General features: G+C 60.8%; 19 protein-coding genes and 1 riboswitch. Of the genes, 11 read left to right on the forward strand and 8 right to left on the reverse strand.

Features of this window, described 5'->3' with window-relative positions:
• Positions 1–27 precede the first annotated feature (27 nt).
• Positions 28–393, forward strand: a complete 366-nt coding sequence (gene folB, locus HMPREF1155_RS08185) for a dihydroneopterin aldolase (protein WP_009079161.1) — start codon at positions 28–30, stop codon at positions 391–393.
• Here folB and HMPREF1155_RS08190 read toward each other — a convergent pair.
• Positions 390–1,334, reverse strand: coding sequence for a DMT family transporter (locus HMPREF1155_RS08190; RefSeq protein ID WP_009079362.1), 945 nt, complete (start codon positions 1,332–1,334; stop codon positions 390–392). The two genes, folB and HMPREF1155_RS08190, sit on opposite strands and share 4 nt — an antisense overlap.
• Positions 1,335–1,502: 168 nt before the next feature.
• On the opposite strand from HMPREF1155_RS08190, the gene HMPREF1155_RS08195 reads away from it, so the two are divergent.
• From HMPREF1155_RS08195 to HMPREF1155_RS08215, 5 genes are all read left to right on the forward strand, one after another.
• Positions 1,503–3,077 (forward strand): PucR family transcriptional regulator ligand-binding domain-containing protein, encoded by a 1,575-nt coding sequence (locus tag HMPREF1155_RS08195; RefSeq protein ID WP_009079328.1) that lies wholly within the window; start codon positions 1,503–1,505, stop codon positions 3,075–3,077.
• A gap of 182 nt (positions 3,078–3,259) precedes the next feature.
• A complete protein-coding gene (locus tag HMPREF1155_RS08200; protein ID WP_009079369.1) occupies positions 3,260–4,696 on the forward strand; it encodes a sodium:solute symporter in 1,437 nt (478 codons plus the stop codon).
• 122 nt (positions 4,697–4,818) lie between these two features.
• On the forward strand, positions 4,819–5,763 hold the full coding sequence (gene argF, locus HMPREF1155_RS08205) for an ornithine carbamoyltransferase (protein WP_009079144.1): 945 nt from the start codon (positions 4,819–4,821) through the stop codon (positions 5,761–5,763).
• Between the two features lie 97 nt (positions 5,764–5,860).
• Positions 5,861–7,414, forward strand: a complete 1,554-nt coding sequence (locus tag HMPREF1155_RS08210; RefSeq protein WP_238319173.1) for an APC family permease — start codon at positions 5,861–5,863, stop codon at positions 7,412–7,414.
• A gap of 71 nt (positions 7,415–7,485) precedes the next feature.
• The gene (locus HMPREF1155_RS08215; RefSeq protein ID WP_006362512.1) at positions 7,486–8,340 is read left to right on the forward strand and encodes a dimethylarginine dimethylaminohydrolase family protein; all 855 of its coding nucleotides are present in this window, start codon (positions 7,486–7,488) and stop codon (positions 8,338–8,340) included.
• Positions 8,341–8,607: 267 nt separating this feature from the next.
• On the opposite strand, the gene HMPREF1155_RS08220 is transcribed toward HMPREF1155_RS08215, so the two are convergent.
• The 6 genes from HMPREF1155_RS08220 to HMPREF1155_RS08245 form a co-directional block, all read right to left on the reverse strand.
• Positions 8,608–9,546, reverse strand: a complete 939-nt coding sequence (locus HMPREF1155_RS08220; protein WP_009079245.1) for a DMT family transporter — start codon at positions 9,544–9,546, stop codon at positions 8,608–8,610.
• A 60-nt stretch (positions 9,547–9,606) separates the two neighbouring features.
• A complete protein-coding gene (pknB, locus tag HMPREF1155_RS08225) occupies positions 9,607–11,628 on the reverse strand; it encodes a Stk1 family PASTA domain-containing Ser/Thr kinase (RefSeq protein WP_009079322.1) in 2,022 nt (673 codons plus the stop codon).
• A gap of 158 nt (positions 11,629–11,786) precedes the next feature.
• Entirely contained in the window at positions 11,787–14,591 is a 2,805-nt protein-coding gene (locus HMPREF1155_RS08230; protein ID WP_009079162.1) for an FtsW/RodA/SpoVE family cell cycle protein, read from the reverse strand.
• On the reverse strand, positions 14,591–15,751 hold the full coding sequence (locus HMPREF1155_RS08235) for a Stp1/IreP family PP2C-type Ser/Thr phosphatase (protein ID WP_039993661.1): 1,161 nt from the start codon (positions 15,749–15,751) through the stop codon (positions 14,591–14,593). Before HMPREF1155_RS08235 ends, HMPREF1155_RS08230 begins: the two co-directional genes overlap by 1 nt.
• The gene (locus HMPREF1155_RS08240; protein ID WP_006362517.1) at positions 15,748–16,161 is read right to left on the reverse strand and encodes an FHA domain-containing protein; all 414 of its coding nucleotides are present in this window, start codon (positions 16,159–16,161) and stop codon (positions 15,748–15,750) included. Before HMPREF1155_RS08240 ends, HMPREF1155_RS08235 begins: the two co-directional genes overlap by 4 nt.
• 10 nt (positions 16,162–16,171) lie before the next feature.
• Positions 16,172–17,548 (reverse strand): DUF3662 and FHA domain-containing protein, encoded by a 1,377-nt coding sequence (locus tag HMPREF1155_RS08245; protein WP_009079256.1) that lies wholly within the window; start codon positions 17,546–17,548, stop codon positions 16,172–16,174.
• 86 nt (positions 17,549–17,634) lie between these two features.
• Between HMPREF1155_RS08245 and HMPREF1155_RS08250 the strand changes: the two genes are divergently transcribed.
• A complete protein-coding gene (locus tag HMPREF1155_RS08250) occupies positions 17,635–19,383 on the forward strand; it encodes a serine/threonine-protein kinase (protein WP_009079300.1) in 1,749 nt (582 codons plus the stop codon).
• Between the two features lie 129 nt (positions 19,384–19,512).
• Positions 19,513–20,529 (forward strand): ferrochelatase, encoded by a 1,017-nt coding sequence (gene hemH, locus HMPREF1155_RS08255; protein WP_009079223.1) that lies wholly within the window; start codon positions 19,513–19,515, stop codon positions 20,527–20,529.
• Here the strand turns inward: hemH and HMPREF1155_RS08260 are convergent.
• Positions 20,524–21,915: an MFS transporter gene (locus HMPREF1155_RS08260; RefSeq protein ID WP_009079360.1), complete on the reverse strand. Its 1,392-nt coding sequence runs from the start codon at positions 21,913–21,915 to the stop codon at positions 20,524–20,526. The genes hemH and HMPREF1155_RS08260 overlap by 6 nt on opposite strands.
• Before the next feature lie 142 nt (positions 21,916–22,057).
• Positions 22,058–22,171: riboswitch (TPP riboswitch) on the forward strand.
• On the opposite strand from HMPREF1155_RS08260, the gene cytX reads away from it, so the two are divergent.
• The 3 genes from cytX to HMPREF1155_RS08275 all read left to right on the forward strand — a co-directional run bounded on the left by cytX (position 22,160) and on the right by HMPREF1155_RS08275 (position 26,992).
• Positions 22,160–23,356 (forward strand): putative hydroxymethylpyrimidine transporter CytX, encoded by a 1,197-nt coding sequence (cytX, locus tag HMPREF1155_RS08265; protein ID WP_039993664.1) that lies wholly within the window; start codon positions 22,160–22,162, stop codon positions 23,354–23,356. It overlaps the preceding riboswitch by 12 nt.
• 148 nt (positions 23,357–23,504) lie before the next feature.
• Entirely contained in the window at positions 23,505–25,247 is a 1,743-nt protein-coding gene (locus HMPREF1155_RS08270; protein ID WP_009079274.1) for an ABC transporter ATP-binding protein/permease, read from the forward strand.
• Positions 25,244–26,992 (forward strand): ABC transporter ATP-binding protein, encoded by a 1,749-nt coding sequence (locus HMPREF1155_RS08275; RefSeq protein ID WP_009079205.1) that lies wholly within the window; start codon positions 25,244–25,246, stop codon positions 26,990–26,992. The genes HMPREF1155_RS08270 and HMPREF1155_RS08275 overlap by 4 nt, the downstream gene beginning before the upstream one ends.
• The last annotated feature ends 5 nt before the right edge of the window (positions 26,993–26,997 follow it).

Here is a 26,997-nt window from a genome sequence, read left to right on the forward strand (position 1 = left end):
CGCAATGCGCTGAATAGAGGAGGTCTTATGGACGCCATCGTCATATCCGATTTGGAAGTGTTCGCGCATCACGGGGTGTTTCCCGAAGAGAACGCCCTTGGTCAGAAGTTTCTGATCTCGCTGCGCCTTGAGGCTGATCTGAGGCCGGCAGGGGAACGTGACGACCTATCTGCCAGCGTCGACTACGGCGCCGTGTGCCGCCTTGCGGATGGTTTCCTCCGTGCTCGCGCATTCAAGCTGATCGAGGCGGCGGCCGAGGGCCTGGCATCTGAAATCCTTGCGCAATTCCCGATGGTTGAAGCCGTTGAGGTGCAGCTCAAAAAGCCATGGGCTCCCATCGGGCTTCCGCTCGCGTATGCCAGCGTCGAGATCCGCCGGGAGAGGCGACGCTAGTCTTCGTCGTTAGCAAGGGCTCCGGTGAATTTCTCCGGCGGATCGGGGTATTTCTTCGGGCGCGGCAGGGTTTCGGAGATGACGAGGCCGGTGAAGATGAGCGCGAATCCAACGAAGAGCTGCAAGGTCATGTCTTCGCCGTAGAGCAGCACGCTGAATATCACGCCGAACACGCTTTCGAGCGACAGGATAAGCGAGGCCTGCGTGGGCGGAACCCGTGTCTGCCCGAGATTCTGGAACACCATTGCGAGCGCGGACGCGAAGATGACGAGGTAGCCCATCTGGACGAGGAAGCTGGTTGACGCGAATGCCGCCATGGCGGGAAGAGGTTCTGCGAAGGTGCTGATGAGCATGCCGAAGACGGAGCTCGAGAGCAGCTGGAAGAACGTCAGGGTCAACATGTCGTGGCCCTTGGCGAATTTCGCGACGAACACCATGTGCAATGCGATGAAGCAGGCGGAGAAGAGCGTCAGACCGTCGCCCCAGCGCAAGGCGAAAGACAGGTCGTGTCCGAGAGAGATGAAGCCGACGCCGCCGATGCAGAGCAGCGCGGCGACGATGTTGAAGATAGTCGGACGCTTGCGATCGATGGCCCAGTACAGAAATGGGACGATGACGCAATACGTGCCCGTTAGGAACGCATTGCGTCCGGGGGTCGTGTCGGTCAGGCCGACGTTTTGCACCCAGAAGGCGAAGAACGCGACGATGCCCAGCACGCATCCGTATAGGATGTGCTCGCGGTTGAAATGGCGACGGATGGTCTTCCGGCAGACGAATCCGACTATCATCGCGGTCAGCAGGAAGCGGATGCTCGTGAGCCATCCCGGAGTCATGTCGTCCAAGGCCCCTTTGACAACGACGAAGGAGAAGCCCCAGAACAGCGTCGCGAGGACGAGGAGCGTCTTATAGAACCAGATGGATGTAGGCGCCACGATCTTCATGCGCGCGATTGTAGCAACCTTGAGCCGCTGTACGCGAATCGAATGCGCACGTCGCATCTTCCGTCTCGATAAACACATGCTCCCGGCAGAGGATATACTCTTCGACGGAAGGGATGCTTGAGCAGCGATTGCAAGCATCCAGCGAATCAAACCAGGAAAGAGGGTCCGATGGATGCGACGATCGCCGAAATCCTCTCGCTATCGGAGCTCAAGGAATGCCGCCTGCTGAATCCTGGCGTGTCTCTTTCCCAGCCTGTGAAGTCAGTGACTATCATGGACAATCCTGAGATCTTCAACTGGATGTCCGATTATGAAATCCTCTTTTCCAACGGCGCGTCGCTGACCTCCTTGAATTCCATGGAATGGAAGGCCTTCTTCGAAGGGCTGTCGAAGAAGCGGTCTGCAGGGTTGTTCATCAAGCTGCAGTACTACGTGGATTCGATTCCGGAAGATGCCGTTGAGCACGCCAAGCGCCTTGATTTGCCTATCGTGGTAGTGCCGAACTGCTATTCATGGGTCAGGCTGAGCACTCCCATTCAGCAATACATCATTAAAGAGCAGTTCTACCTGGTTAACGAGGCTTTGAAGCTCGGTGACGCCCTTAATGACGCGATGGTTCGCGGGGGAGAACTCGCACAGGTATGCGATGTGGCGTGTCGCCACCTCGGCTGCGGTGTCGCTGTATTCGCGAGCGATGGATGGTACGTGCTCGGAGGGTCGTCCCCTATGGATTGGGATTCGGTGTCGGGCCTTCTCAAGGGGCAGGCGCGCGGATCCTCAAGTCTTCCCGGTGCCTTTGTTCTTCGCGACATCGAAGGTTCTTGCAAAGTCGTTCGCGTCGATAAAAGGACGAGCAGGTATTACGCCGTCTACTGGAGCCTTGGGTCGCCGGAGCTTTCCGTGAGCGATTTCGATATCGACCAGGTGAATTCCGCCCTTATGCTCTGCCTCATCAAGGAACGGGCGCTTAGGCAGATCGAAGAGCATTACTATTACGAGTTTCTCAGCGAGCTGATCGACGGCGCGCTTGAAACCACGGGGGAAATCAAGGCACGGGCAAGCCGTCTGCGTCGGAACGTTCATGATGCATACCAGCTTATCGTCTCGTCATCCGATTCCGCCGTGCGGGTGGATTACGACGGGTTCGCACGGACCTTGAAGGCCCACGACGACGCCCTCGTCAAAGACGTGATGTACTGCGTGAAGGATGATAAGGCGGTTTTCTTCTGTCCGGTCGTGAGCAAAGAAGATCGCGAGCGCGTGCGTTCTGTCTGCGAGGAGGTCAGGCGCTATATAGGCGATGGCGACGTTCGATTCGCCGTGAGTAGGGTGCACTCCGTGGCACGCATCGCATCTGCCTGCGAAGAGGCTTTGTCCTGCCTAGACTTCATGAGCCTCGTCAATGACCAATGCCTGTTCTACGATGATTTGGGGCTGCTGCGCGTTCTGGCGAAGAATGCCCGGTCCATGGAGACGGAATTCATCTCCGATTTCTTCGAAGACGTGCTCGGCAAGGTGGCTCTGCATGACAAGGAGAGCAAGGTTCAGCTCCAGGCCACCCTCCATCAGTTCTTTTTCAACGACGAGTCGATACCCGATACGGCACGTGCGCTCGGTATTCACGAGAACACGTTGAGGATTCGTCTGAAGTCGATCGAGTCGCTCAGCGGCAGGTCTTTCAAGTCATCGTTCGGGCGCGTGGAGCTGTTCATCGCCTCAGTGCTTGCTCGGTATATTCCATAGCGCTTTGTCTCCGAATCACCCCGACGAATGTGGATATGTACAGAATCACGCTCCACGGTTAGAGGTTTTTACAGGCGCAGGAGCTTGTTTTCCGATGGGAAAATAACGGTAGGCTTCAGCGCGCCGTTCAGAACATCGAAATGATTCGACATGTCATGACCGAATGATCGGAGGTCACTCCTATGACCGGGTTAGACATCGGAATCGTGATCGGCTATTTTCTCGTGATAATCGCGGTGGGGGTGTATTCCTCGCGAAAGGCCCAGGCGTCGAGCGATTATCTTGTCGCGGGGCACCGGCTCGGATATGGCATCACATTCGCCTGCCTAAGCGCGGTCTTGCTTGGCGGGGCTTCGACTATCGGGAGCACGGCGCTGGGCTATCGGTACGGCATTTCCGGCATCTGGCTCGTGTCCATGCTGGGACTCGGATTGATGCTGGTCGGCATTCTGCTCGTGAAGCGCATTCGAGAACTCGAGGTGCTCACCGTGGCGGAGCTGCTGACGAAACGGTTCGGCGCGAAGGCCGGCGTAGTCACGGCTTTGGTATCGGCGCTGTACACCATGATGGTGTGTGCGACGCAGGCTATCGCCATGGGGACCATCCTGCAGGGGTTTGCCGGATGGGATTCCGCGATGTCGATGCTCGTTGTGGGCGTCGTTGTCGTCGCTTATACGATACTTGGCGGCATGTGGGCGATCACGCTCACCGATTTCATTCAATTCATCTTAATCGTTGCTGGCGTGACGCTTGTGATGATGCCGGCATGCGTGCATGCCGCCGGCGGCCTTTCGGCGATGGGGGCGACATTGCCTTCGTCATACTTCGACATCACAAGCATAGGATTCCCGACCATCGTGCAATACTTCTTCCTCTACTGCCTTGGTGCCCTTGTCGGCCAAGACCTATGGCAAAGATACCTAACCGCGCGATCGGTGAAGGTGGCGAGGCGAAGCGGAATCGCATCCGGAGCATTCATCCTGTTCTACGCGATCGCGTGCACGTTGGTGGGTATGGCTGCAGCCGTTTATATGCCTGGAATCGATGATGCGCAGCTCGTTTTCGCGAAGATGGCGGACGAAGTTCTTCCGACGGGTGCGCTCGGCTTGGTTCTCACCGCGGTTCTTGCTGTGCTTATGTCCACGGCGTCAGGAACATTGCTGGCATCTTCTTCGCTGCTCACCAATGATGTGATAAAGCCGGCTTCGGCATACCTGAGGACGAAGTCGAAGGCTGTCGCGAAGGAGTATTTGGAAGAAGATCGAATGCTTCTGAAAGCCAGCAGGAGAATGACGGCATGCGTCGGGGCGGTCGCGATAGTCGTCGCGGTATGGCTGAACAACGTGATCGCTGCGTTGGATGCTTCATATGCGATTCTTTCCGGAGCACTGTTCTTTCCCATCATCTTAGGGATGTTCTGGAAAAAGGCGACGGCGAAGGCGGCGCTCGCCTCCATCGTCGTTTCGTCCGTCGTCATCCTGCTCGGTCTGGGCCTTATGGGGACGACCGCGGTGGAGCCTATCATGATCGGCCTTGCCGTGAGCGGTGCAATCATGGTCTCGGTATCGTTGCTCGATTCTCGAATCAAGGATGCCGACATTAATAAAGACGATCTATAGAACCGAACAGCAATCAGCATCATATATAGAGATTCGAACAGCTATGTTTCGGTGCATCAGTCGGTACCCTTTGAACAGGGGTTGTATGGGACATCCCCCTGAAAGACGTAGGAGGTTTCATCATGAAGCACTACTTGGCTGGGAAAGATTACCTCGGACTGCTCTATTACACCCCCGAGCAAATGAACGAGCTGATCGAGATCGCTCAGGATCTGAAGCGCAAATGGGTCATGGGCGAACCTCATGCGTACCTGCGCGACAAGGCGTATGCGATGGTCTTCGAGAAGAAATCAACCCGCACGCGCAACTCGTTTCATGCGGCCGCGACGGCGCTCGGTGCGCAGTCTTTCTACCTTCGTCCCGACGAGCTGCAGACAAGCCGTGGCGAATCGATCGCCGACACGGGGCGCATTCTCGACCGCTATTTCGACGGGCTGTACATTCGCACATTCGGTCAAGAAATCGTTGAGGAATTCGCCCAGAACATGAAGCATCCGGTCATAAACGCCCTGACTGCATTGGAGCATCCCTGCCAGGCTTTGTGCGACCTCCTTACCATCAAGGAAAAAAAGGGTGACTTCAAGGGCGTGAAGATCTGCTACGCGGGCGATGTGTACAACGTGTGCAACTCCTTGCTGCTGGGTGCCACCATGTTCGGCATGGATATGAGCATCGCGGCGCCCAAAGGCTACGACGTTCCTCCTGTCATTTGGGAGCGTGCTTTGAAGCAGGCGGAAGTGTCCGGCTCCAAAATCGAGGTTACCCAGAACTTCGACCAAGCGCTTCATGGAGCAGACGTCGTGTACGGCAATACATGGCACAGCATGGGCGAGAACGAGGAAGAGAAGGACAAGCGCATCAAAGACTGGATGCCATACCAGATCAATTCCTCCGCGATGGCCAAGGCGGATAAGAACGCCGTCTTCATGCACTGCCTGCCGGGTTATATCGGCGAGGACATGACCGAAGAAGTGAAAGAAGGCCCCCAGTCGGTGATTTTCGATCAAGGGGAAAACCGCATGCATGCGGTGAAAGCCATTTTGGTCGCCACCACGATTCGTTCGTAACGGCAGTCTGGTGAACGGCCTCAGGTCGACTGAGGGTTATCCGAAAGGAAGGAGAGGAGGCGAGAACGCAATGAAGGGCAATAAGACCTCTGATGGCATGCAAACTGAGGTCAAGCTTGCGAAGTCCATTACGACGATAGGGTTTTTCGGCTTGGGACTTTCGGCGGTATTCGGGACATCATGGTTGCTCACGACGAATTCATGGCTTGCGCGCGCCGGCGGCCCCGAATGCGCAGTCATCGCGTTCATCCTGTGTTTCCTAGTCGAGCTTCCCATGATCTTGGCCTACTACGAAGCGGTTCCCATGATGCCTCTTGCGGGCGGCGAGATGTCATATGCGTATCTGTGCTTCGGAGGATTTTGGGGCATGATCGTCGGATGGTTCGGCGTGCTTGTCAACATCATACTGTGCGCTTGGGAGGCACTTGCTTTATCGAGGCTGATAGGCAATCTGTGGCCAGGAGTAACGACGCAGGGCGTGATGTACAACGTCCTCGGATCCAATATAACGCTTCCTGCCGTCGTGCTCGGTTTGCTGCTCATCTGCGGCATCGGGGTGATAGCGCACAAAGGAGCGAAGATTTCGGCGAACTTCGGCACGACGATCACGATCATCGTCAGCTCTATCGCCGCTGTTATGGTCATCGTTTCGTTTGCCAACTGGAATCCCGCTGATATTTCCGCTCGATTGGCGGAGCGCATGGCGGATCCGGCAGTGGCTTCCGCCGGCAAAGACGTGTTCTCGGGCTCTATCGGATTGCTCGCCATGCTTCCGTTTTCCGTCGCAGGATGGGAAAGCGTTGCGAAAGGCGCGCAAGAGGCGTCCGCTTCGGTAAGCCATAAGAAAATCGGTTTGATGCTCGTGCTTGCGGTTGCGGTCGCGACGATTCTGTACATCCTGACCGTGCTGGCTCCGACGCTTATCGTGCCCTGGACCGATCTGATCGAGCAAGATTCTACGGGCGCGTTCTTGCACACAGCCCCATTCGCCTGGGCGATGGGATCCATCGGTTTCCCTGTGCTGGGAGCGCTTTTGATCGTGGCCGCTTGCCTCGGTGTCGTGGGCGTATACAATGCTGTGTTCTTCGCAGCGATTCGACAGCTGTATGCCATGGGTGAGATAGGCTTGGTGCCGAAGGTATTCGGAAGGCTTCATCCTCAATACAAGACGCCGACATCGTGCATACTGCTTGTCTCCGTGATTTCTGCAGCGATCTTATTCTTAGGTCAGTCGATGTTCGTTCCCTTGATCGATGTCGCTGCCGTTTCCTACATCGTGCTTTGGGGCTCTACGCTCGCCTCCGTTCTGAGGGCTCGCAGCAAGTATCCCGACCTAAGGCGTCCGGCGCGCTATCCCGGTGGAAAGCCGCTTATGTATATGGGCCTTGCCATTGCGGGAGTTCTCTTCCTGCTGATCCTTATTCCCTTCCCGGGTAATCCGGCGGCATTGCCAGATCCCGTCGTCGAGTATCCGCTCTTGTTGATCTTGCTGTGCATCGGTGTCGTTCTCTATGCGGTAAGGGATAAATCGACACCGCCGGGAACGAACACCAAGAGGCTGTTTGCGGAAATAAAGGAGCAGCAGGATATAGCCGATAGAGTCCAGGCCGAGGCAGCTAGCTTCGAGCCGACTGGCAATGCAGGCCCGTGATTGCCTTAAGGATCCATTGGTTTCCAAGGTGGTTGGAAAGAATGCCGTCTACGTATAGAGGAGGATTCGAAATGTCTAAGAAGCATTACAACGACAGCGCGGTCAGCCCGATGAAACGCGTCATCCTATGTCCGCCGACGTATTTCAACTTCGAGCCCATCAACGTCATCACGGAAGATTGGATGGAAAAGGGCGAAACGGCCGATCTCGAGGCATTCAAGCGCGAACATGCCGAGCTGATCCAGGCGTACAAGGAAAACGGCGTGGATGTGGTGTTGATGGATCCGACGCCTGGCTTGCCGTACGAAGTGTATGCGCGTGACTTCGGCGCCTCGGTGGCCGAAGGCGTCATCATGGGCCGTTTCCGTGAGCCCTGCCGTCAGGGTGAATCCGAAAAGTACGAGGCGAAGCTCAAGGAACTTGGGGTTCCTATCGTCGCCCGTTGCACGGCGGGTGCATTCGAAGGCGGGGATTTCTGGTTCCTAGACCCCTACACCATCGTTCATGGCGTTATCGCCCGCACCGATTGGGATGGCTTTGAGAACGTGAAGCGCCAGATGGAGGAAAAGGGCTACACCATGTACGGCGTTCCGGCGACGCGCGATAACCTGCATCTCGACATGTGCTTCAATATCGTTGCCGATAGGGTTGCGGTCGTGTGCAAGGATGCCCTTCCCGCCAATTTCCTCGCCATGCTTGAAAAGCGAGGCTTCACGTTGATCGATGTTCCTCAGGAAGGCGTGTATCGCCATCACTGCAACCTGCAGAATATCGGCAACGAACGCGTTATTTCCTTCGAAAACAACAAGAAGGTCAATGATGCAATGGAGGCGCTGGGCATTACCGTCATCAAGCCGCATCTCGAGCAGATCCTCAAGGGCGGCGGCGGTCCCCACTGCATGACGTTTCCGCTTGAGCGCGAATAACGGCACGAGGGTCTCTGCGTGGTTACAATGAGGGGGGGGCGTCGCCCTGGTCGGGGCGACGCCCCCCCTTCTTCTCGGCCTTCTCTTATCTACCTATGCTTGTCAGGCGTTTGTCTGGCCATGCTTGTCAGGCGGTACGCATCCAATTTCTCGGGTTTTTCTTGCGCGTCGATGCCGGCTGGACGATATGTATCAAGCTTCTCCGCTTTTCGAAGCGCGAGCTGCGGGATGGGCGGCGCGTGCGCTCTTCCGCCCGCACATCCCGCGCTACCGCAACGCCCCTTCGTTTCCCAGATGCATGACCACGTGGCGTTTGCGTCGGATCATCGGGATGGTCTCGTTGAGGACGATGGCAAGCGTCACGAGCACGAAACCGGCAAGGATATTGCTGGTCAGGGCCTCGCCTAGGAGCAGGATGGCGAAGCCGACGCCGAAGACGCTTTCGGTTGCGAGAATCAGCGATGCCGGACCTGCGGCCACATGGGCAAGCCCTACGTTCTCGAGCGTGAGCGCCAGCACCGAGGCGAATACGATGATATAGGCGATGTTGCGTGCGACCTCGGGGTCGGCCAGCACGGTGAAATCAGGCAGAGGCTCGAAGCACACGCCTACGGCCAGGCAGGCGATTCCTCCCACCAGGAATTGCACGGCTGTCATGACGACGGCATCGCGCCCGTCGCCGAGCTTCGCCATGAAGGCTACTTGAACGGCGAAGAGCAGGGCAGACAGAAGCGTGATGGCCTCGCCGAGCCCGAGGGTGAATCCTTCCGTCCCATCGAGCGATACGAAGGCGATGCCGACGATGCCCATGCCGGCGGCGATGAGGTTGAACAGGGTCGGGCGTGTGCGCGAGATGGCCCAGGCGAGAAACGGCACCACAACGCACTGCATGGCGGTGATAACCGTGCTCTTAGAAGCAGTGGTGTACAGGAGCCCCGATGTGTTCGCGCCGTAGGCGAGCCCGAGCAGCGCTCCGAGGAAGATGCTCGCGATAAGCGTCTCGGTCGTGAGGTTGCGCGCGATGCGGCGCGCGAAGATGGCCGACAGGATGATCCCTGCAAACAGGAATCTTATGCCGACCAGCCAGAATGGCGGAAGCGCATCCACGGTGTCCTTCAGGACGACGGTTCCAAGCCCCCAGACCGCCGCCGCTACGAGCAGCAAGAGCTTGTAGCCCCAGGAAGGAATATGGAAACGCTTGCTCATGGTGTGCTGACCCGACCCTTTCAATACCGCTGTGACTCGAAGGGCCTTGGCGCGTGTTCCTTACGCTGCCTGCCCCGTTCCGTTCGATCCCGTTCCGCCGCCGCCGCTCGAATCGGAACCGTTCCCGCCGTTGCCGTGGCTGCCGTGGCCGTTGTCACCGTTTCCGTTCTGCGAAGGTTGCGGCCCCTTCGATATGGTCAGTTCGATGTAGGTATCTTGGGAATCGGTCGAGCCTGAATCGCTCATGCCCATGACCGTGCCGGATGCGTACTCGCTGCTATAAGCCTCGGTCGTTCCGACGTTGGTGAAGCCTTTCTCGCGCAATCTCCCGATAGCCTCCGATTTGGACAACCCCATGACATTGGGAATGTCGTAGGATTCGGCTCCGAGGGAGATGTAGATGGTGACCGTCGAGCCCTTTTCGAGCTTGCCCGACGAAGGATCTTGGCGCATGACCGTTCCAGCTGCGTATTTCGTGCTGTGATCGCCGTCGAGCGCGCTGACCGTGAATCCGGCGTCCTCAAGCCTTGATGTGGCGTTATCGCGTGAATACCCCGTCACGTCGGGAACGGTGACGGTTTCAGGGCCCGAAGAGATCTTATACGTGACCGTGGTGCCTTTCTCGGCCTTGGTGCCTGCGTCGGGGCTCTGGGAGCTCACGGTGTCCTTGTCGGCATCGGAGCTTTCATTGCCGCCGAACGATGCGACGAATCCGGCGTCGGTGATGGCTTTCTCGGCTTCCTTCGCCGTCATGCCGTCGAGCTTGGGAACCTTGCCTTCTTCAGCCCCTTTGGAAAGGACGATGTTGACCTTGGTGCCCTCTTTGACCTTCGAATCGGCTTTCGGATCCTGCTTCATGACGTGGCCGGACACCACGTCGGCGCTGTAGTCTTCAGAAACGTCGCCCAATTTGAGGCCGGCCTTCTCGAGCGCGGCCTTCGCTTCGTCCTGCGAGCTGTTCGTCAGGTCGGGCACGACGGCATTGCCCCCGAAGAGGGAAGAGACCGCGATGCCGGCGATGATGAGCACGGCGATGACCGCCACCGCGGCCGCCACGATAGGACCGCGCTTCTTCTTGGCGGTTTCGTTCGCGCGATATGCCGTTGCGCCGTGTGGGGAGCCGTTTTCGGAATCGACCGCAGGGATGACGGCCGTGCCTCCGGGCATGCCCGCGACATCGGTCGCGCTCATAGGCGGAACCGATCCCATGACGTTGGTCGCGGCGCTCGCCGCGCTCGGGGCGGCGGCGCCTGCGAGCATGACGGGGCGTCCGAGCAGGAACTCGTCGAACGCGGCCTTCATGTCGTGCGCCGTGGTGAAACGGCGGTACGGGCTTTTCGCCATGGCCTTGAGGATGATGGCTTCGAGGTCGGGGTTGATGCCGGGGTTTTCCTGCGAAGGCGGAGCAGGTTCGTCGTTGACCTGCTTCATCGCCACGCTGACGGCATCGGGGCCGTCGAAAGGCAGCACGCCCGTGGCAGCTTCGTAGAGCACGCAGCCGAGGGAATAGATGTCGCTCGTGCCCGAGAGGTCTTTGCCCTGCGCCTGTTCGGGGGAGATGTAGTGTGCCGTGCCGAGGACGCTGGAGGTCTGGTCCTTCACGCTGTTCTTCGCACGTGCGATGCCGAAGTCCATGACCTTCACGTTGCCGTCGGGCTGGATCATGATGTTCTGGGGCTTGATGTCGCGATGCACGATGTCCTGGCCATGCGCGACGGACAGGGCCTGGCAGACCTGGCTGCCGATTTCGGCCACCTTGCGCTGATGGATGGCGCCGCGTTCCTGTATGGCGCTTTTCAGATCGATGCCGCGCACGTATTCCATGACGATGAAGTACGTGCCGTTGTCCTGCCCCCAGTCATAGACGTTGACGATATAGGGACTCTGAAGGTTGGCGGCCGACGCGGCTTCCTGGCGGAAGCGCGCGGTGAAGTCGGGGTCGGAAGCATACTGAGGCAGCATGACCTTGACGGCGACGGTGCGGCCCAGGGTTTCATCCTGCGCCTTGTAGACTTCCGCCATGCCTCCGATGCCGATGCGCTCTGTGATGCGGTAGCGGCCGTTGAGAACCCTATCTATCACGTTTTCTCCTATGCTCCGTCTCGCGAATCCAACGGCGCCCCCGAAGGTCCGCCGACATATACTGGCCTTGCCCGAATATACACCGATTCATCAGGCGAATATTCGTCAAACTCCTATTATGGCGCACACCGCGCGTTCTCGCGCGATGCGTACGAAAATCACAACGTCCCGTTCACTTCGAGCGCCTTGCGCATGATGGCGCCCGCGCGGACGCTCGCCAGGCCCGAATCGTCGTCGGTCGAATGGTTGACGCCCTCCTCCACGAGAACCGCCACCACGACCGATGGGTCGTCGGCCGGGGCGAAGCCCACGAACCAGCTGTTCGCATAGTCCTTGCCGGTCTCCGCCGTGCCCGTCTTGCCGGCGACGCGCACGCCCCGGATGGATGCGCCGTAGCCGGTGCCTTCATCGACGACGCCTTCGAGCACGTCGGTGACCTCGTCGGCGGTCTGCTTGCTCATGACGGTCGACATCGCCGAAGGGGTCGCCGTGTAGCTGCGCTCGCCCTTGGCGTTGTACACGCCGTCGACCAAGTACGGCTTCTGAAGCACGCCGTCGTTGGCGACGGCCGAGCCTACAAGCGCCATCTGCAGCACCGTCGCCTGGGGCCCCGCCGGGCTTCCGGGATGCTCGCCGACGGGCTGTCCGGCCGACGCCCAGGCGGTTTCCCACTCGGTCATGACCGAGGGATTGGGCATGAGGCTCGTCGTGACGGGCAGCTCGAATCCGCCGAAGCTCTTGTTGAAGCCGAACGCCTCCGAGGTCTTCACGAGTTTGTCTGCCCCGAGCTGGACGCCGAGCTTGGCGAAGGCGGTGTTGGAAGACACCTCGGTCGCGCGCTTGAGGGAAACCGAGCCGTATTCGGCCCCGTCGTCGTTAGTGACCTTCGCGTTGCCGATATCGACCGACGCCGGCGCGTCGACCTGGGTCTCGGGAGTTGCGACATTGTTTTCGAGCAGCCCCGAGAGCGTCACGATCTTAAAGGTCGAACCCGGGGCGTACAGCGCGCTCGTCGCACGGTTGATCAGCGTGCCGGTATCGTCGTCGGCGCTCGTGTCCAGAAGGTCTTCGACGTCGTTGGCGTCGTAGTTCGGCGAAGAGGCCATGGCCAGGATCGCACCGGTCTTCGGATCCATGACCACGACGGCGCCCTTGTAGCCGGCGAGCTGCTTTTCGGCAGCTTCCTGGATATTGGAATTCAACGTGAGCGTGACGTCGTTGCCCGGCGTCTCGATGCCCGCGGCGCTTTCGATCACGTCTTGCCAAGACGCGAAGTTCGCCTGGCCCTTGAGCGAGTCGTTCATGGACGCTTCGATGCCCGAGAGGCCGTAGCGCTGCGAATAATAGCCGACCACATGGCTCGCGAGCGAGCCTTCGGGGTAGACGCGCTCGTACGTGCCGTCGCCCTGCGCCTCGCTTTCGGCGAGAACCACCCCGTCGTAAGTCGAGATGGATCCGCGCTCGGTGGATGCTTCCTTATAAAGAGTGTGGTTGTTGCCCGGGTAGCTCTGGTAGTCGTCCGCCTTCACGACCATGATGTAGGTGAGGTTGGCCACGAGCACGGCGAAGAGCACGGCGAAGGCGATCATCGTAGCGGTCAGGCGTTTTCCAAGCGCAACGCGTCCGAGCACGCCGGATTCCGCGGCGGCGTGGCTGCCTATGGGCGCCATGCGCGACGTGCCGTCGGCTATTTCTGACGAAAGGCCAGTGCCCTCGTCGCCCGCGCGCAGCAGCAGGCCGATGGCGATGAAGCTGGCGAGCAGGGACGATCCGCCTTGGCTGATGAAGGGCAGCGTAATGCCGGTCAGGGGGATGAGGCGCGTGATGCCGCCGACGATAACGAAGGCCTGCAGCACGATGATGATCGTGGAGCCTACGGCCACGAAGGAGCTGACGTCGCTCTTGGCGCGCGCAGCGGTTGCAAATCCCCTGATGGCAAGCGCAAGATACAGCAGCAGCACGCCGGCGCCGCCCAGAAGCCCCGCCTCTTCGGCGATGGCGGCGAAGATGAAGTCTGATTCGACGACCGGGATGTTCTTCGCCAGGCCGTTGCCGATTCCTACGCCGAACAGCCCGCCGTCGGCGAGCGAATAGATCGTCTGGCAGAGCTGATAGCCCGTGCCGGATGGGTCGGCGAAGGGATTGAGCCAGGTGGCGACGCGGATCTGCACGTGAGAGAAGAGCATGTACAGGATGGCGGCGCCGATGGCTGCGGCGCCGAAGCCGATGACCAGGTAGATCTTCTTGCCGGATGCCACGTAGAGCATCGTGATGAACAGGACGAACAGGACGAGCGCCGAACCGAGGTCCTTTTCAAGGGCGACGACGGCGAACGAGATCGCCCACATGGCGAGCAGCGGAAGCAGCGTTTCGGCGTCGGGCAGGCGGAAGCGGCCGACGCGCACGGTGAACACCGATATGAGCTCGCGGTTCTCCGCTAGATAGCCGGCGAGGAAGAGCACGATGGCGATCTTGGCAAGCTCGCCGGGCTGGAGGCTGAAGGGGCCGATGGTCAGCCAGATGCGGCTGCCCAGCACCTCGGTTCCGACGACGGGCAGCATCGGAGAAAGCAGAAGCACGATGCCGATGCCGATGAAGACGTACTTATGCTGCACGATGCGGTCGAGATTACGCGCGACCACGAGCACGACGATCATGCAGATGATACCGGCAAACAGCCAGATGACCTGACGTCCTGCCAGGTCGGGGGCCAGTCGGGTGACGAACGCGATGCCGATGCCGGAAAGCGCGAACACGACGGGCAGGATGGCCGGATCGGCATTCGGCGCGAAGAAGCGCACGGCCGCGTGGGCCACGACGAAGGCGCCGAACAGGCCGATAGGCACGGCGAGGGTCTGGGTGTTGAGCGCGGTGCCGTCGTGCATGAGCACCATGGCGAAGAGCAGCAGCACGAGAGGCGCCGCCAGCAGGAGGAGCAGGAGTTCGGTGTTGCGACGCGACATCAGGCGCCTCCCTTCGAAGATGGGCCGCTCGACGAGCGGGCAGCCGCGCTCTTGGAGGAAGATGGATTCGTGTCCTGGGACTGCCAGGTTGCGACCAGATCTTCGGCCGCTTCGACGGAATCCACGCGGATGCCCTCGTCGGTCAGGCGCGACAGCGTGTTGGGCGGCAGGTCGAGCGATGCGATGTCGACGCCGGTCGAGTGATCGTATGACCAGGTCTTTATGCCGAGGACTTCTCCGGGAAGGCCTCGGCAGATGACGACTTGGCCTTCGTTGACGGTCAGAAACGCGATATGGTTCAGATAGGCATGCCCCGCGAAGGCGGAGCCGATGAAAATCGCCGCGAGCGCGATGGCTCCGAGAATAGCCGCGAAGCGCGATTTCAGGGCGATCTTCTTGCGCTTCGCTTCGGCGTTGCCGGGGATGTCCACGACGATGGTGGTCACATTGTCGTGCCCGCCTGCATCGAGCGCCTGGTCGACCAAGGTGTCCGCACAGTCTTGGGCATCATGGATGCGGCGCATCGTCTTGGCGATGTCGTCGTCGCGCACCATGCTGGTCAGGCCGTCCGAGCAGAGCAGCAGGCGGTCGCCCGCCTTCACGTTGATCTCGTAGATGTCGGGCAGCGTATGCGGGTCCGAGCCGAGAGCGCGCGTGATGACGCTGCGGTTCGGGTGGACGCGCGCCTCCTCTTCGGAGATCTGTCCGCTTTCCACCAGGTCGGCGACCAGGGAATGATCGCGCGTCAGGCGCTGGAGCACGCCGTCGTGCAGCAGATAGGCGCGAGAATCTCCGACCTGTGCGACAAGCAGCCGTTCTCGGTCGACGATCGCGCAGGTGAGGGTTGTGCCCATGCCTTTGCGCCCGCGGCCCTGCCGTGCGGCGACGATGATATTGCGGTTCGCTTGGACGACGACCCGCGCGAGCTCTTGCGCGTCGGCGTTGTCAGGAGTGTCTTCGATAAGGGTCTGGGCGGCGATTTCGCTTGCGACTTCACCTGCCGCATGGCCGCCCATGCCGTCCGCCACGGCGAACAGGGGAGGGCGCACGACCAGGCTGTCTTCGTTATGCTCGCGCACCAGGCCCACGTCGGTCCGCGAACCGTACGTGGGGAGCGGCGTGCGCTCGTGCCGGCCCCGTGTGCTTCGCGAGGCCACTATTCGAACCTCGCGCGGATGACGACGTCGCCGATGTTGATGACATCGTTGTTGCGGAGCGCGGTGGGCGCCGAAATGCGCTGCCCGTTGACGGCGGTGCCGTTGGTGGAGCCGAGGTCTTCGACGAAGAGGTTCTGGCCCATGAGCACGAAGCGCGCATGCCGGGCGGAGACGTAGCTCGCGCCGATGACGATATCGGCGCCGGGCGAGCGGCCGACGATGATGGGGCCGTGGACGGACATCTTGACGCCGCGCAGTTCCTTCGGGCCCTTCTCGACGGACACACCCCAGCTGCGTTCCTTCTTACGCTGGCCTTTGACCAGGCCGATTCCTGTGCGCATGATGGCGAACAGGAACAGATAGAGCAGCGCGACGAAGAGCAGGCGGCCGGCGAGCAGGATGATGTCGATCACGGCCGGGCTCCTAACGAAGCGTGAAGACGAAGTCGGTCACGCCGAGCGTGATGCGGTCGCCTTCCTGCAGTCCTCTACGGGTGACGAACTGGCCGTTGACGTAGGTGCCGTTGGTCGATCCGAGGTCGGTGATGACCCAGACGCCCTGCGGCTCGAAGCGGATCTCGGCGTGATGACGCGACGTGTTGAGGTCATTCACGACGATGTCGTTCGAGGTCTCGCGGCCGATGAGGATGCGGTTGGTGGCAAGGTCGTACGTGCGCATGGACACGGTGTTGACCAGACGTGCATGGGCGGAACCCTGGGAGGGCGCGTACGCGGAGGCCTGGGCGCCGCCCGTGAATGCGGTGGTGGCGTGTTCAGGCACGCGGCCGGCGGGCGTATAGGGTGCGGGCGCGGCCGGGCGCGGCGCGGCAGGCGCGGGAGCAGGGGCAGGGGCGCCTGCGGGATAGATTTCGGGCAGGCCGAAGACCTGGCCATGCGCCTGATAGGACGCCTGGTCGGGCTCGCCTTCCGCACGAGCTGCCGCAGCGGCGGGCGCGTCGGCGGCGGCGCGGGGCTTCTTGTCGAAGACGAGCGGCACGGAATCCGCCTTATGGCTGGAATAGAGCGGGTTGGAGACGGGCGAGGGAACGTCGAAGGCGTCTTGGCCGTCATTCGCCTGCGCATCGCGAGGCGCTGCCGCGGCGTCCTTGTCGTCATAGTCGGTGAAGTTCTTGCTGTCGAAGGTGTATTCGCCGTAATCGAGCGAATAGTCGATCTCTTCCTTGGGAACGCGCGGCAGCGGCGGCTTTTCCCGGGTTTCGGGAGCGTAGGCGTCGTACTGCGGGTATGCGGCGTTCTGGTCGGCGCGATACGGCGTCTCATAGGCGCCGGAGCGGGCGTAGGGGTCGGCGGGCGCAGCCGGCATCGGCTGCGCGGGATGCGGGAAGTCGCCTGCGGCCTGGTGCGGCGCCGGGGCGGATGCCTGCGCGGATGCGGGCGACATGCTGTAGCGCTGCATTTCCTCGGCGCGAAGCTGCTTGACGATGGAGGCGCTCACGACTTCGGCGACGATGTCGAATTTGCCGCGGCGCAAGGTGTCGTCTACGATGAAGCGCACGAGCGGCTGGCCGTCCATGGTCAGGCCGTCGGCCGCCGCAGTGGCGGAAAGGCGCGTCTCGCATTCGCCTGCGAGCGTCGGATAGAAGCCGAAGAGGCGCTGGTCGTCGTCGCCGTTCACGAGAACCGTGTACAGGGTGGGGGCGTATTCCCGTCCGGCGCTGAGGATTTTCTCCCTGCGCATCTGCTTTTCAGCCTTTTTGACGATCTGCACGGGGGAAAGCGGGGTATCGAAGACTTTGCCGCCCGATTCTTCCGGGTTGCCGGACCTGGAGAACAATCCCATGGGTGGTTACCTCAAGCCTTTCTGCGGTTTTGGTTCGTGAGCTCAAAGCATATAATAACGACTCATTCTAGTCGAAAGGGCGGCAGGTGCAAAATCTCATCTTGAACAGATACCGCCCCATCTCGACCGCAGGTAAAGGCGGATATGCAACGGTTCAGGTGGCGTGGGACACGCGCATCCAGAGACGCGTCGCGATCAAGTGCCTGCCCCTTGCGAGCGTGGACCCCGATTCGGTCGGGTACGAGGCGCCCGGGCTTTCCGAGGCACGCACCGCGGCCATGCTCATCGACCCCGCCATCGTGGGCGTGCTCGACTTCGAAATCGAAGGCGAGATGGCCTATCTCATCATGGAATACGTGGACGGCATCACGCTGACGCAGCTCATGCGCCAAGAAGGCATGCTTTCTATCGATGCGGCGGCCTGCGTGTTCGACGCCGTGTCCCACGCATTGGAGGCGGCGCACGACAATCTGGTGCTTCATCTGGACATCAAGCCCGACAACGTGCTCATAAACCGGCAGGGTCAGGTGAAGGTGACCGATTTCGGCCTGGCCGAGCTTTCGCACGAGGCGGGCTTCGGCCGCGCCGCCGGCGGTACCATCGGCTACATGCCGATCGAACAGATGCGGCTCGAGTCTCCTGATAAACGAACGGACGAATGGGCTCTTGCGGCCCTTACCTACCAGATGCTCACAGGCGACAACCCGTTTTACGCCGACACGCTCTCCGAAGCCGAGCGCGCGATCGAAGAAGCGGAGATCGTCATCCCGTCCCAGGTGCGCGGCGATGTGTCGCCTGAGCTCGACGACGTGCTGTTCCATGCCCTGACGATCGAGCGCGAAGGCCGCTTCGATACGGTGAAGGAATTTTCCGGCCAGCTCATGCCGTATTTAGGCGACGTTCGCCGCGGCAAGCGCGAGCTTGCGCGGATCGTAGGCGATGCGACCGACGATGCCGCCGACATGCCGGACGAGGCATCCGAGGACGATGGCTTGGACATGACCGACCTCGATGGGCTGGGCGGCCGCGCCGCGCAGGTCGCACCCCGTCTGTTCTCGCTTGCGGCCTGCCTGTTCCTCGTTGTCGTTTCATTGGGGAATATGCCTCGGATCGCAGGGGGCACGGGATCTGCGGCCCTTGCGTATTGGGCCGTCGTCGGGGTGGCCGCCGCGGCGGCGCTGCTCCTTCCTGCTGCAGGATCGCTCGTCGCGCTGGCGGCGTTTTCCGCAGCGCTCTTCATGACCGGCGCCTACGGCTTGGGTTCTGCGGTCGCCGCCGTCGGCGCCGTCTGGTGGCTTTTCATCGGGCGTCGTGGGCGCGCGCCTTCGCTCTGCCTGCTGGCGGCGCCGCTCGCCGGCGGGTTCGGTGTGGCAGCGTTTGCGCCGATGGCCTGCGGATGCGAGCTTGACGTAAAAGAAGCGGCGGCGACTGCTGCCGCATCGGCCGTTCTGTGCTTCTGTCTCGCCTGCGCCGGATCCTTCAGCCTTGCGGGATGGGATGCGCTGAACCATCTGTCGTTCGGCCAGGCCATGGATACGCATGCGGTCGCCTTGCTGTCGGATCCCGCCATATGGCTTGCCGCGGCGTCGTGGGTCGTCGCGGCGGCCGTGCTTTCGTTTTCGCGCCAGCGGGGATCGTTCTTTCTGTTCGCGCTCGGCATCGCGGCCGCAACGGCCATCCTGTCCGCCGCAGCGATCGGGGGATTGGTTCTCGGGGGCGGGTTCGTGTCCCATGCGCTCGCGTTCGGCGTTTCGGCACCTGCGTTGGCAGCCGGCGTCCTCGCCTTCGCCGTCGCGCTCGCGCGTCGCCATCAGGCGCGTTCGGATAGGTGGTAGATACGCTGTGACGTGCGTGTTTGGGGAACCCTGCAATCTGACGGGTGATTCTTCGGCGTCCCGATGCTATAAAGAACGGGTTTCATTCCCCGTCACGCGCGGTTTCTCGCGCTGGAAGAGAACCGCCGCATGCTTGGCATCCTGATCGTCAATACCGGCACCGCCGCCGCGCCGACCGAAGAGGCCGTTCGTGCGCACCTGCGCGAATTCCTCCAAGACCGTCATCTGATCAACGTGCCGCCTCTGATCTGGCGCCCGATCCTCGAGCTCTTCATACTGCCGAAGCGTCCGCGTCGAACCTTGGATCGTTACATCGATTTCTGGACTCCCGAAGGCAGCCCGTTCATGCTGGAGTCCCAGGCGCAGCGCGACGAGATAGCCCGTCGCCTTGCGCATCTGATAGACGAGCCGCACGAGGTCAGGCTCGCGATGCGCTACGGCCAACCGAGCATCCGCGGCGCGATCGAAGCATTCCTGGACGCGCGCGTCGATCGCATCATCGTGCTGCCGATGTATCCGCAGAAGACCATTCCCTGCGCGGGAAGCGTGTTGGACGAATTCGACGCCCAGTTCGCCGCTCTGACGAAGGCGCGCAGCCTGTCCGCCGATGCGGCGCCCGAGGTCCTGCGCATCGACGAATATTGGCGCGAACCGGGATATCTTGATGCGCTTGCCGGCTCCATCAGGCGATGCTGGTCGTACCGTCCGGGATCGAAGCTCGTCATGTCGTATCACTCAATTCCCGTCTCATATGTGACGAAGGGCGGGGATACGTATCCCGACGCGGCGGCGGAGACGCTGAGGCGCACGGCGGAAATCCTGGGCGTTCCTGAAGAAGACCAGGTCATCGCATTCCAGTCGCGCTTCGATAGCCGCAGGTGGGTGGGGCCGATGCTGGTGCCTACCGTCCGTCGCCTCGCGGCCGAAGGCGTGCGCGACATCGCCGTCGCCTCGCCCATCTTCTCCGTCGACTGCCTGGAGACTTATCACGACATCCGGTTCGAGGCGAAGGCCGCGTACCTGGATGCGGCCGCGACCGCGGGGATCTCCGACCCGTCATTCACCTACGTGCCCGCCCTTGGCGCCGACGCTGCGTTCATGGACGCGATCGCGCGCCTTATCGCGCGTCGCGCAGCCCGTTCATAACGAGGCCTTCAAGGCCTGGGACGGCGCATCCAATGCGCGGATGTCCTTGAAGAGGTATCCGGAGAGCCCGATGACGAGGAAGAGGATTCCCGAAGCGACGAAGAACGTCGGGATGCCGATCCATTCGGCGATGACGCCGCCGACTGCGATCCCTGCCGGCATGGCAAGGCCGATGAGCGCATAGAAGAACCCCATGGCGCGCCCCGTCTTCTCTTCGGGAACGCGCTGCTGGATGAGCGTCATGAGCGGTCCGTTGAACCACGCCATGAAGACGGATGCGAGCCCCATGAGGCCTGCGTAGATCCAGAACGCGGTGGAAGGAAGCAGCCCTGCGGCGATGATGGGCACGGCGATGAGGACGGCCGAGGCGCAGAGCAGCAGCGCGAGCCGCCTGCCGCCTCCCCAGGCCATGATGACGATCGATCCGACGAGCATGCACGTTCCCGAAATCGCCTCGGCGACAGAGACCATCGTTCCGTCCGCGCCGAAGTGCTGCGTGGCCATGAGCGGATAGATCGCGCCGAGCGCCGCGAAGGCCATAAGCCCTACGGTCAGCCCTCCTAGAAGCATGACGAGTCCTTTATGGACGCGCAGCGCATCCCAGCCGACGCGCATCTGCTCGGCGACGGTGGATTCCTCCTCGACCTTCACGGTGGGGATTTTGACAAGGCTGAGCGCCGCGCAGGCGACGAGGGCGCCGATGAATTCGATGATGAGCGTGGGCGCCAGTCCAAAGGCCGTATAGAGCGCGATGCCCACGGCGGGCGCGCAGATGCTCGAGATGCTTTCAAGCAGCTGGTCGAGGGTGTTGATGCGCAGAAGGTGCCGTTCCGGGACGAGCATGGGCATGGCCGCCGTCATCGCCGGGGCGTGAAATGCGGAGAAGACGCTGCGGATGGTGGCGAACAAGCAGATGAGCGCGAATGAGCGAGTGCCTGCGACGACAAGCAGGGCGAGCACGAGCGAGGATGCGCCTGCTCCCAGATCGGCGACTATCATGACCGCCTTGCGGTTGAACCGATCTGCGACGACCCCGCCCAGCGGGGAGAGAAGCCCTAAGGGCAGCATGCTGAACATCATGAGCAGCGACAGCATGAGGGCGCTCTGCTCGGTTTGGGTGACGTGCCAGATGATGGCCCAGCCGGATGCGCCGCTCGTTACGATGGAAACGGCCTGTCCTGACCAGATGATCGAGACGATGCGAAGCCAGCGGGATGAAAGCGGCCTGCCCGAGGCGCTCATGCGCTCCTGGCTCGTGCGGGCATGCGCCGACGCATCCCCGCCGTCTTCGAAGCGCGCGATCGTGTCCGGCCGGTTCGTGTCGGCATGCATCGATGCTTCTTCCGGCATCTTCGCATCGATATCTTGAGGCGTTCCGTCTGTCATGCGTATAGCTCCTGCCGAGGCGTCGAAGGCCGTTCGAGCGCACGGGTGCTTTTAGAGTACGATCGGGCAAGGATTATAGGCCGCGTCTTTCGCGGACTCCGACGGATGCGGCCGATTGTGCTAGATTATCGGAACTCTCGAAAGACGGGAGGCGGGGAGCTCGCGCCATGCGGGCTGAGAGGAAGCGTAACGTCGCTTCGACCCGAAGAACCTGATGTGGGTAATGCCAACGAAGGGAGCCGATATGGCCGATCGCCATGCATCTTTTTCAACCCCCACGCTCGGCCTTATATGGTTCGGCGCAGCGGTATCCTTGGCGGAAATCCTCACCGGAACGTATTTCGCGCCGCTTGGAATCGAGCAAGGGCTTGCGGCGATTCTTCTAGGGCATCTCATCGGCGGTGCGATGTTCTATCTGGTCTCGCTCGTAAGCGCGCGCACCGGCGTCGGGGCGATGGATGCGACCAAACGCACGTTCGGATCGCGCGGGTCGGTGCTGTTTTCGGCGGCGAACGTCCTTCAGCTGGTCGGGTGGACGGCCATCATGATCCAGTCGGGCGCCGTGGCGGCGACGCAGATCGTCCCGGCGCTGGGCACTGCGGGATGGTGCGTCGTGATCGCAGCGCTTATCGTGGCGTGGATCGCGTTCGGCGTGCGTTGGATGGGGCGGCTGCAATCGATCGCGGCGGCGCTTCTGTTCGTGCTCACGCTGATCGTGAGTTACGTCGTGTTCGGGAGCCTCGACGGATTTCCGGCTTCCTTCGCCGCCGACGGAACCATGACGTTCGGTGCCGGGGTCGAGCTGGCGGTCGCTATGCCCCTTTCATGGCTTCCCGTCGCGGGCGACTATACGCGTTTCGCGGAGAAGCCCGGTGCGGGCAGCGGTGCGGCCACGGTCGCCTATCTGCTCGGCAGCTGCTGGATGTATATGATCGGCCTAGGAATGGCCCTGATCGCAGGCACGAGCGATATCGCAGGAATTCTGAACGCGGCGGGCTTCGGCATCGTTGGCATCATGATCGTCGTCTTCTCCACGGTGACGACAACGTTTCTGGATGCGCAGTCGGCAGGCGAGTCCGCGTCTGCCATAACATCGCGTTTGGATGCGCGCATCGTAGGCGTTGCGGCCGCCGTCGTGGGCGCGGTTTTGGCGGCGTTCGCTCCCGTGGGGGATTTCGAGGCGTTCCTCTACCTGATCGGGTCCGTGTTCGCGCCGATGGCCGCGCTCGTCGTCGCCGATTTCTTCATTCTGGAGCGCGATATGTCGGATGAGCCGTTCGACGTGGTAGCCCTCGCATTGTGGATCGGCGGCTTCGCGCTCTATCGCTGGTCGCTTGCCTGGAGCCTTCCGGTCGGCAATACCTTGCCGGTCATGGTCATCGTCGCGGGTGTCGCCGTCGTCGTGCGGCTCGCTCAGCGGCGCATGGTGCGTAAGGCGTAAGTTTTAGGGCCGTTGAGACCGGATAAAGGGATTCGTCCAGTCACGCCCTCGTCGCTCCCAAAACGGAACGTGAGCTAGACAGGATGCATGCGACCTGCTAATTTTCCGATATGTTAGTCATATCTAACTTTTATCGGAGAGGAAGAGCATGCCCCATTACGACATCCTCAGGCTCGGTCGTGCCGGATGGTTGCCCATGGTCGCGTCCTTCTTCATCGGTTTGGCTTTATCCGGCATCCTGCTTTTCCAGGCCTGGCTCATATCGCGCATCTTCTCCATGCTATATGCATGGGATTTCTCTCACATAACGCTGCTTTTAGGATTATTCGCCGTAGTTCTTCTGGTGCGTCCGCTCGTTATGCTCGTTCAGGAGCTGCTTGTCAGTCGGGTCGGCAGAAACATCAAGCTCGATGTCCGGGTGCGGCTTCTCGAGCATCTGAACAAGATGGGTCCGTTCGGCCTATCTTCGAAGCGCACCGGCGAGGTCGAGGCGCTCGTGACCGATGGCGTTGAATTGCTGGAAGATTACTACGGACGATACATTCCGCAGCTCGGCGTCACCATCGTAACCGTGACCGTGGCCATCGTCTTGCTATTCCGACTGGATCCTTTGGTGGCGTTCGTGGGCGGATGCGCGGCTTTGCTTACCCCGATCCTTCCCAATCTATGGAACAAGGTGCTGGATCGTCGCGGCTACCAGCATTGGGAACAGTATTCTCAAATGAATGCCGAGGTGGTCGATGCGATGCAGGGCATGACGACCTTGCAGCTCTTCAACAACGTGGAGCAGCAGCGGAGCAAGATCATCCACGCTGCCCGGACCCTCCTGTCCGCCACGTTGTCGCAGATGCGGATTTCGCTTCTGGGGTCCGCGATTTCATCTTGGATGGTGAACGGCGGACCTGTGATCGTGCTGGCGCTGGGCATCGTCCAGGTCTGGCATGGGCATGTAGACATCGCGCAGCTGTTCTGGTGCCTATTCCTGAGCTACGAGCTCTTCCGTCCTTTTCAGGATCTTAGCTCCAATTGGCATGCCGGCTTCCATGGCTATGCAACTGCGCAGCAAGCGCTTGGGTTGCTGAAGGCCCGAACGCCTCATGACGACGACTTGCCGAGCCAGGCGCCTCCGACCGTGTTCGATATTCATTTCGATCAGGTCTCGTATTGCTATCCGTCGACGAAGTCTCGCGCAACCGATGATATCTCCTTGGCCATCGGGTCCGGCGAGACGGTTGCGCTTGTGGGGCAGTCCGGATGCGGTAAATCAACCCTGCTCGGTCTTTTGCTCAGGTTCGGCGATCCGTCCAGCGGGAAGATCAGCATCGGCGGCATCGATCTCCGCGCGCTTTCTCGCGAGGACCTGTCTTCGCTCATTACGCTCGTTCCTCAAGAGCCGGTCATCTTCGACGGCAGCATTGCCGACAATCTGCGAGCCTGCGCACCGGAAGCCTCCGACCAGCAGCTGCGCGAACTCTGCCTCTCGCTTGGACTCGATGATATCGCCGATATCGACGAGCTGCTGGATATTCGCGTGCAAGAACGCGGCAGCGGCGTTTCCGGCGGCCAGCGCCAGCGTCTGGCCATCGCCCGCGCGCTGCTTCGCAATACCCCGATTCTGCTGCTGGACGAAGCCACGTCGGCTCTTGACTCTGGAGCAGAGCAGCTCGTCTTGTCCACCATCGAGAACCATCGCAAGAAACTATCCAGCGAAGGCAGAACCTTGACCGTCATCGTGTCCGCCCACCGTCTGGAAACCGTTCGTCAGGCCGATAGGATCGTCGTCCTATCGAAAGGCAGCCTCGTTGAAATCGGCGACCACGAAAGCCTGCTGCTCCGAAACGGTACCTATGCGGCCCTCGTCGCTACCGCCCAGGAGCTGATTCGATCATGAAGCAGAATGCATTTCGTGAAGCCTTCGATCCGCTTGCGCGGCTTTTGCCGAGACTGACGCAGTATAAGAAATACGTCGCGCTCATCTTCGTGATGCTTCTGCTGCATCGCATCTGCGTGACGGTTCTTAATGTGCTGGGAGCGGCGCTCGTCTCCCATATCATGCTCGTCAATCACATAGACGGCATCGCCTGGTGGGCGCTGGCCAGCCTGGCGGTTCTCGTTCTATCGGTGGGAGTGACCTGGTGGCTGGATATGTGGTTCGCGCACGTTTACAGCTATAAGATCATCGCGGATCTGCGTATCGAGATCTTCGATGCCATCAATCGCGTAAGCCCTTCTGGGCTGCAGCACAGGACGACCGGGGACGTCACTGCCGCGGCCATGTCCGATGTCGAGATTACCGAGTGGTTCTACGCCCATACCGTCATCGATTTCCTGGCCACGGTTGCGGCGAATGCGATCTTCACGATCGTCATGATCGTTCTGGTCGGTCCGTCCGGGATGATCCTTTTCATAACCGCTACGGCGGTTCTGCTTGTGCCGATACTCACTTTGCCCTTGCAAACCCGACAGGGTGAACGCATTCGGCAGAGTCTTGCCAGGCAGAAAAGCCGCTCTCTGGAAATGATCCAAGGGTCGCGAGAGATCATCAGCCTCGGGCTGATCGATCGGCAGCTGGACGTGATTCGAGAATCAACCCTGGAGGTCCAACGATGCAAGCGCCGGTATATCGTGCGCTCGGGCATCGAGATCGCGGTTTCGCAGCTCATGATTTCAACTGCAACCATCGGTACGTTGGCCTGGCTGCTTGCGCTGAATCAGGCCGGCAGCGTGGAGCTTGCCTATATACCGTCCGCAATGATGCTGCTCAGTGCATCCTGCAAAGCATGCCTGAGCCTTTCAGGCATGCTCCGTAAGCTCGGAGAGGTTTCAGGCGCGACGCGCAGGTTCTTCGAATTGGTCGACATGCCTCGGCAGATTCCCGACAACGGCGAATCGGCAGACTTCCCTGACGAAGCGTTGGGCATCGAATACCAGGATCTGACTTTCGGATATACCGATGATGCCAAGATTCTGGATGATTTCAGCCTTTCGATCGCGGCAGGTTCGTCGGTGGCGCTCGTCGGACGGACCGGAGTCGGTAAGTCCACGATGGCGGCGCTGACCATGAGGCTCTATCAGCCCCAATCCGGCAGCATCTGCATCGGAGGCAGGCCGATCGATTCCATTCCGCTCAGCCAACTGCGCACGCTTGTGACGCTTGTCCCGCAGCATCCGTATATATTCCGCAGCACGGTACGGGACAATCTGCGCATGGCCAAGCCGAGCGCTTCCGACGGCGAGCTTTGGCAGGCTCTCGAGATCGCTCAGCTGGATGAAACGATCCGTGCGCTACCGGACCAGCTGGATACGTTGATCGGCGAACGTGGCGCGACGCTTTCGGGCGGACAGCGTCAGCGTCTCAGTCTAGCCCAGGCGTTTTTGAAGAATTCTCCGATCGTGATCTTTGACGAGGCGGTGTCGAATCTCGACCCGAATCTAGAGCAGAAGCTCGTCGCAGCAGGTCGTTTCATGTATGAGGGTCGAACTACGATCACCATCGCGCATCGCCTCTCGACCATACGTTCGGCAGATTCGGTGGCATTCGTCGAGGACGGCAAGCTCTCGGCTTTCGGCACCCATGAACAGCTCTTACGGGATTGCCCACGATACCGTGCCTTCATGGAGCCCGTAACGGGATGACGTAG

Origin of the sequence: Slackia sp. CM382 (assembly GCF_000293015.1) — a bacterium.
Classification (GTDB): domain Bacteria; phylum Actinomycetota; class Coriobacteriia; order Coriobacteriales; family Eggerthellaceae; genus Slackia; species Slackia exigua.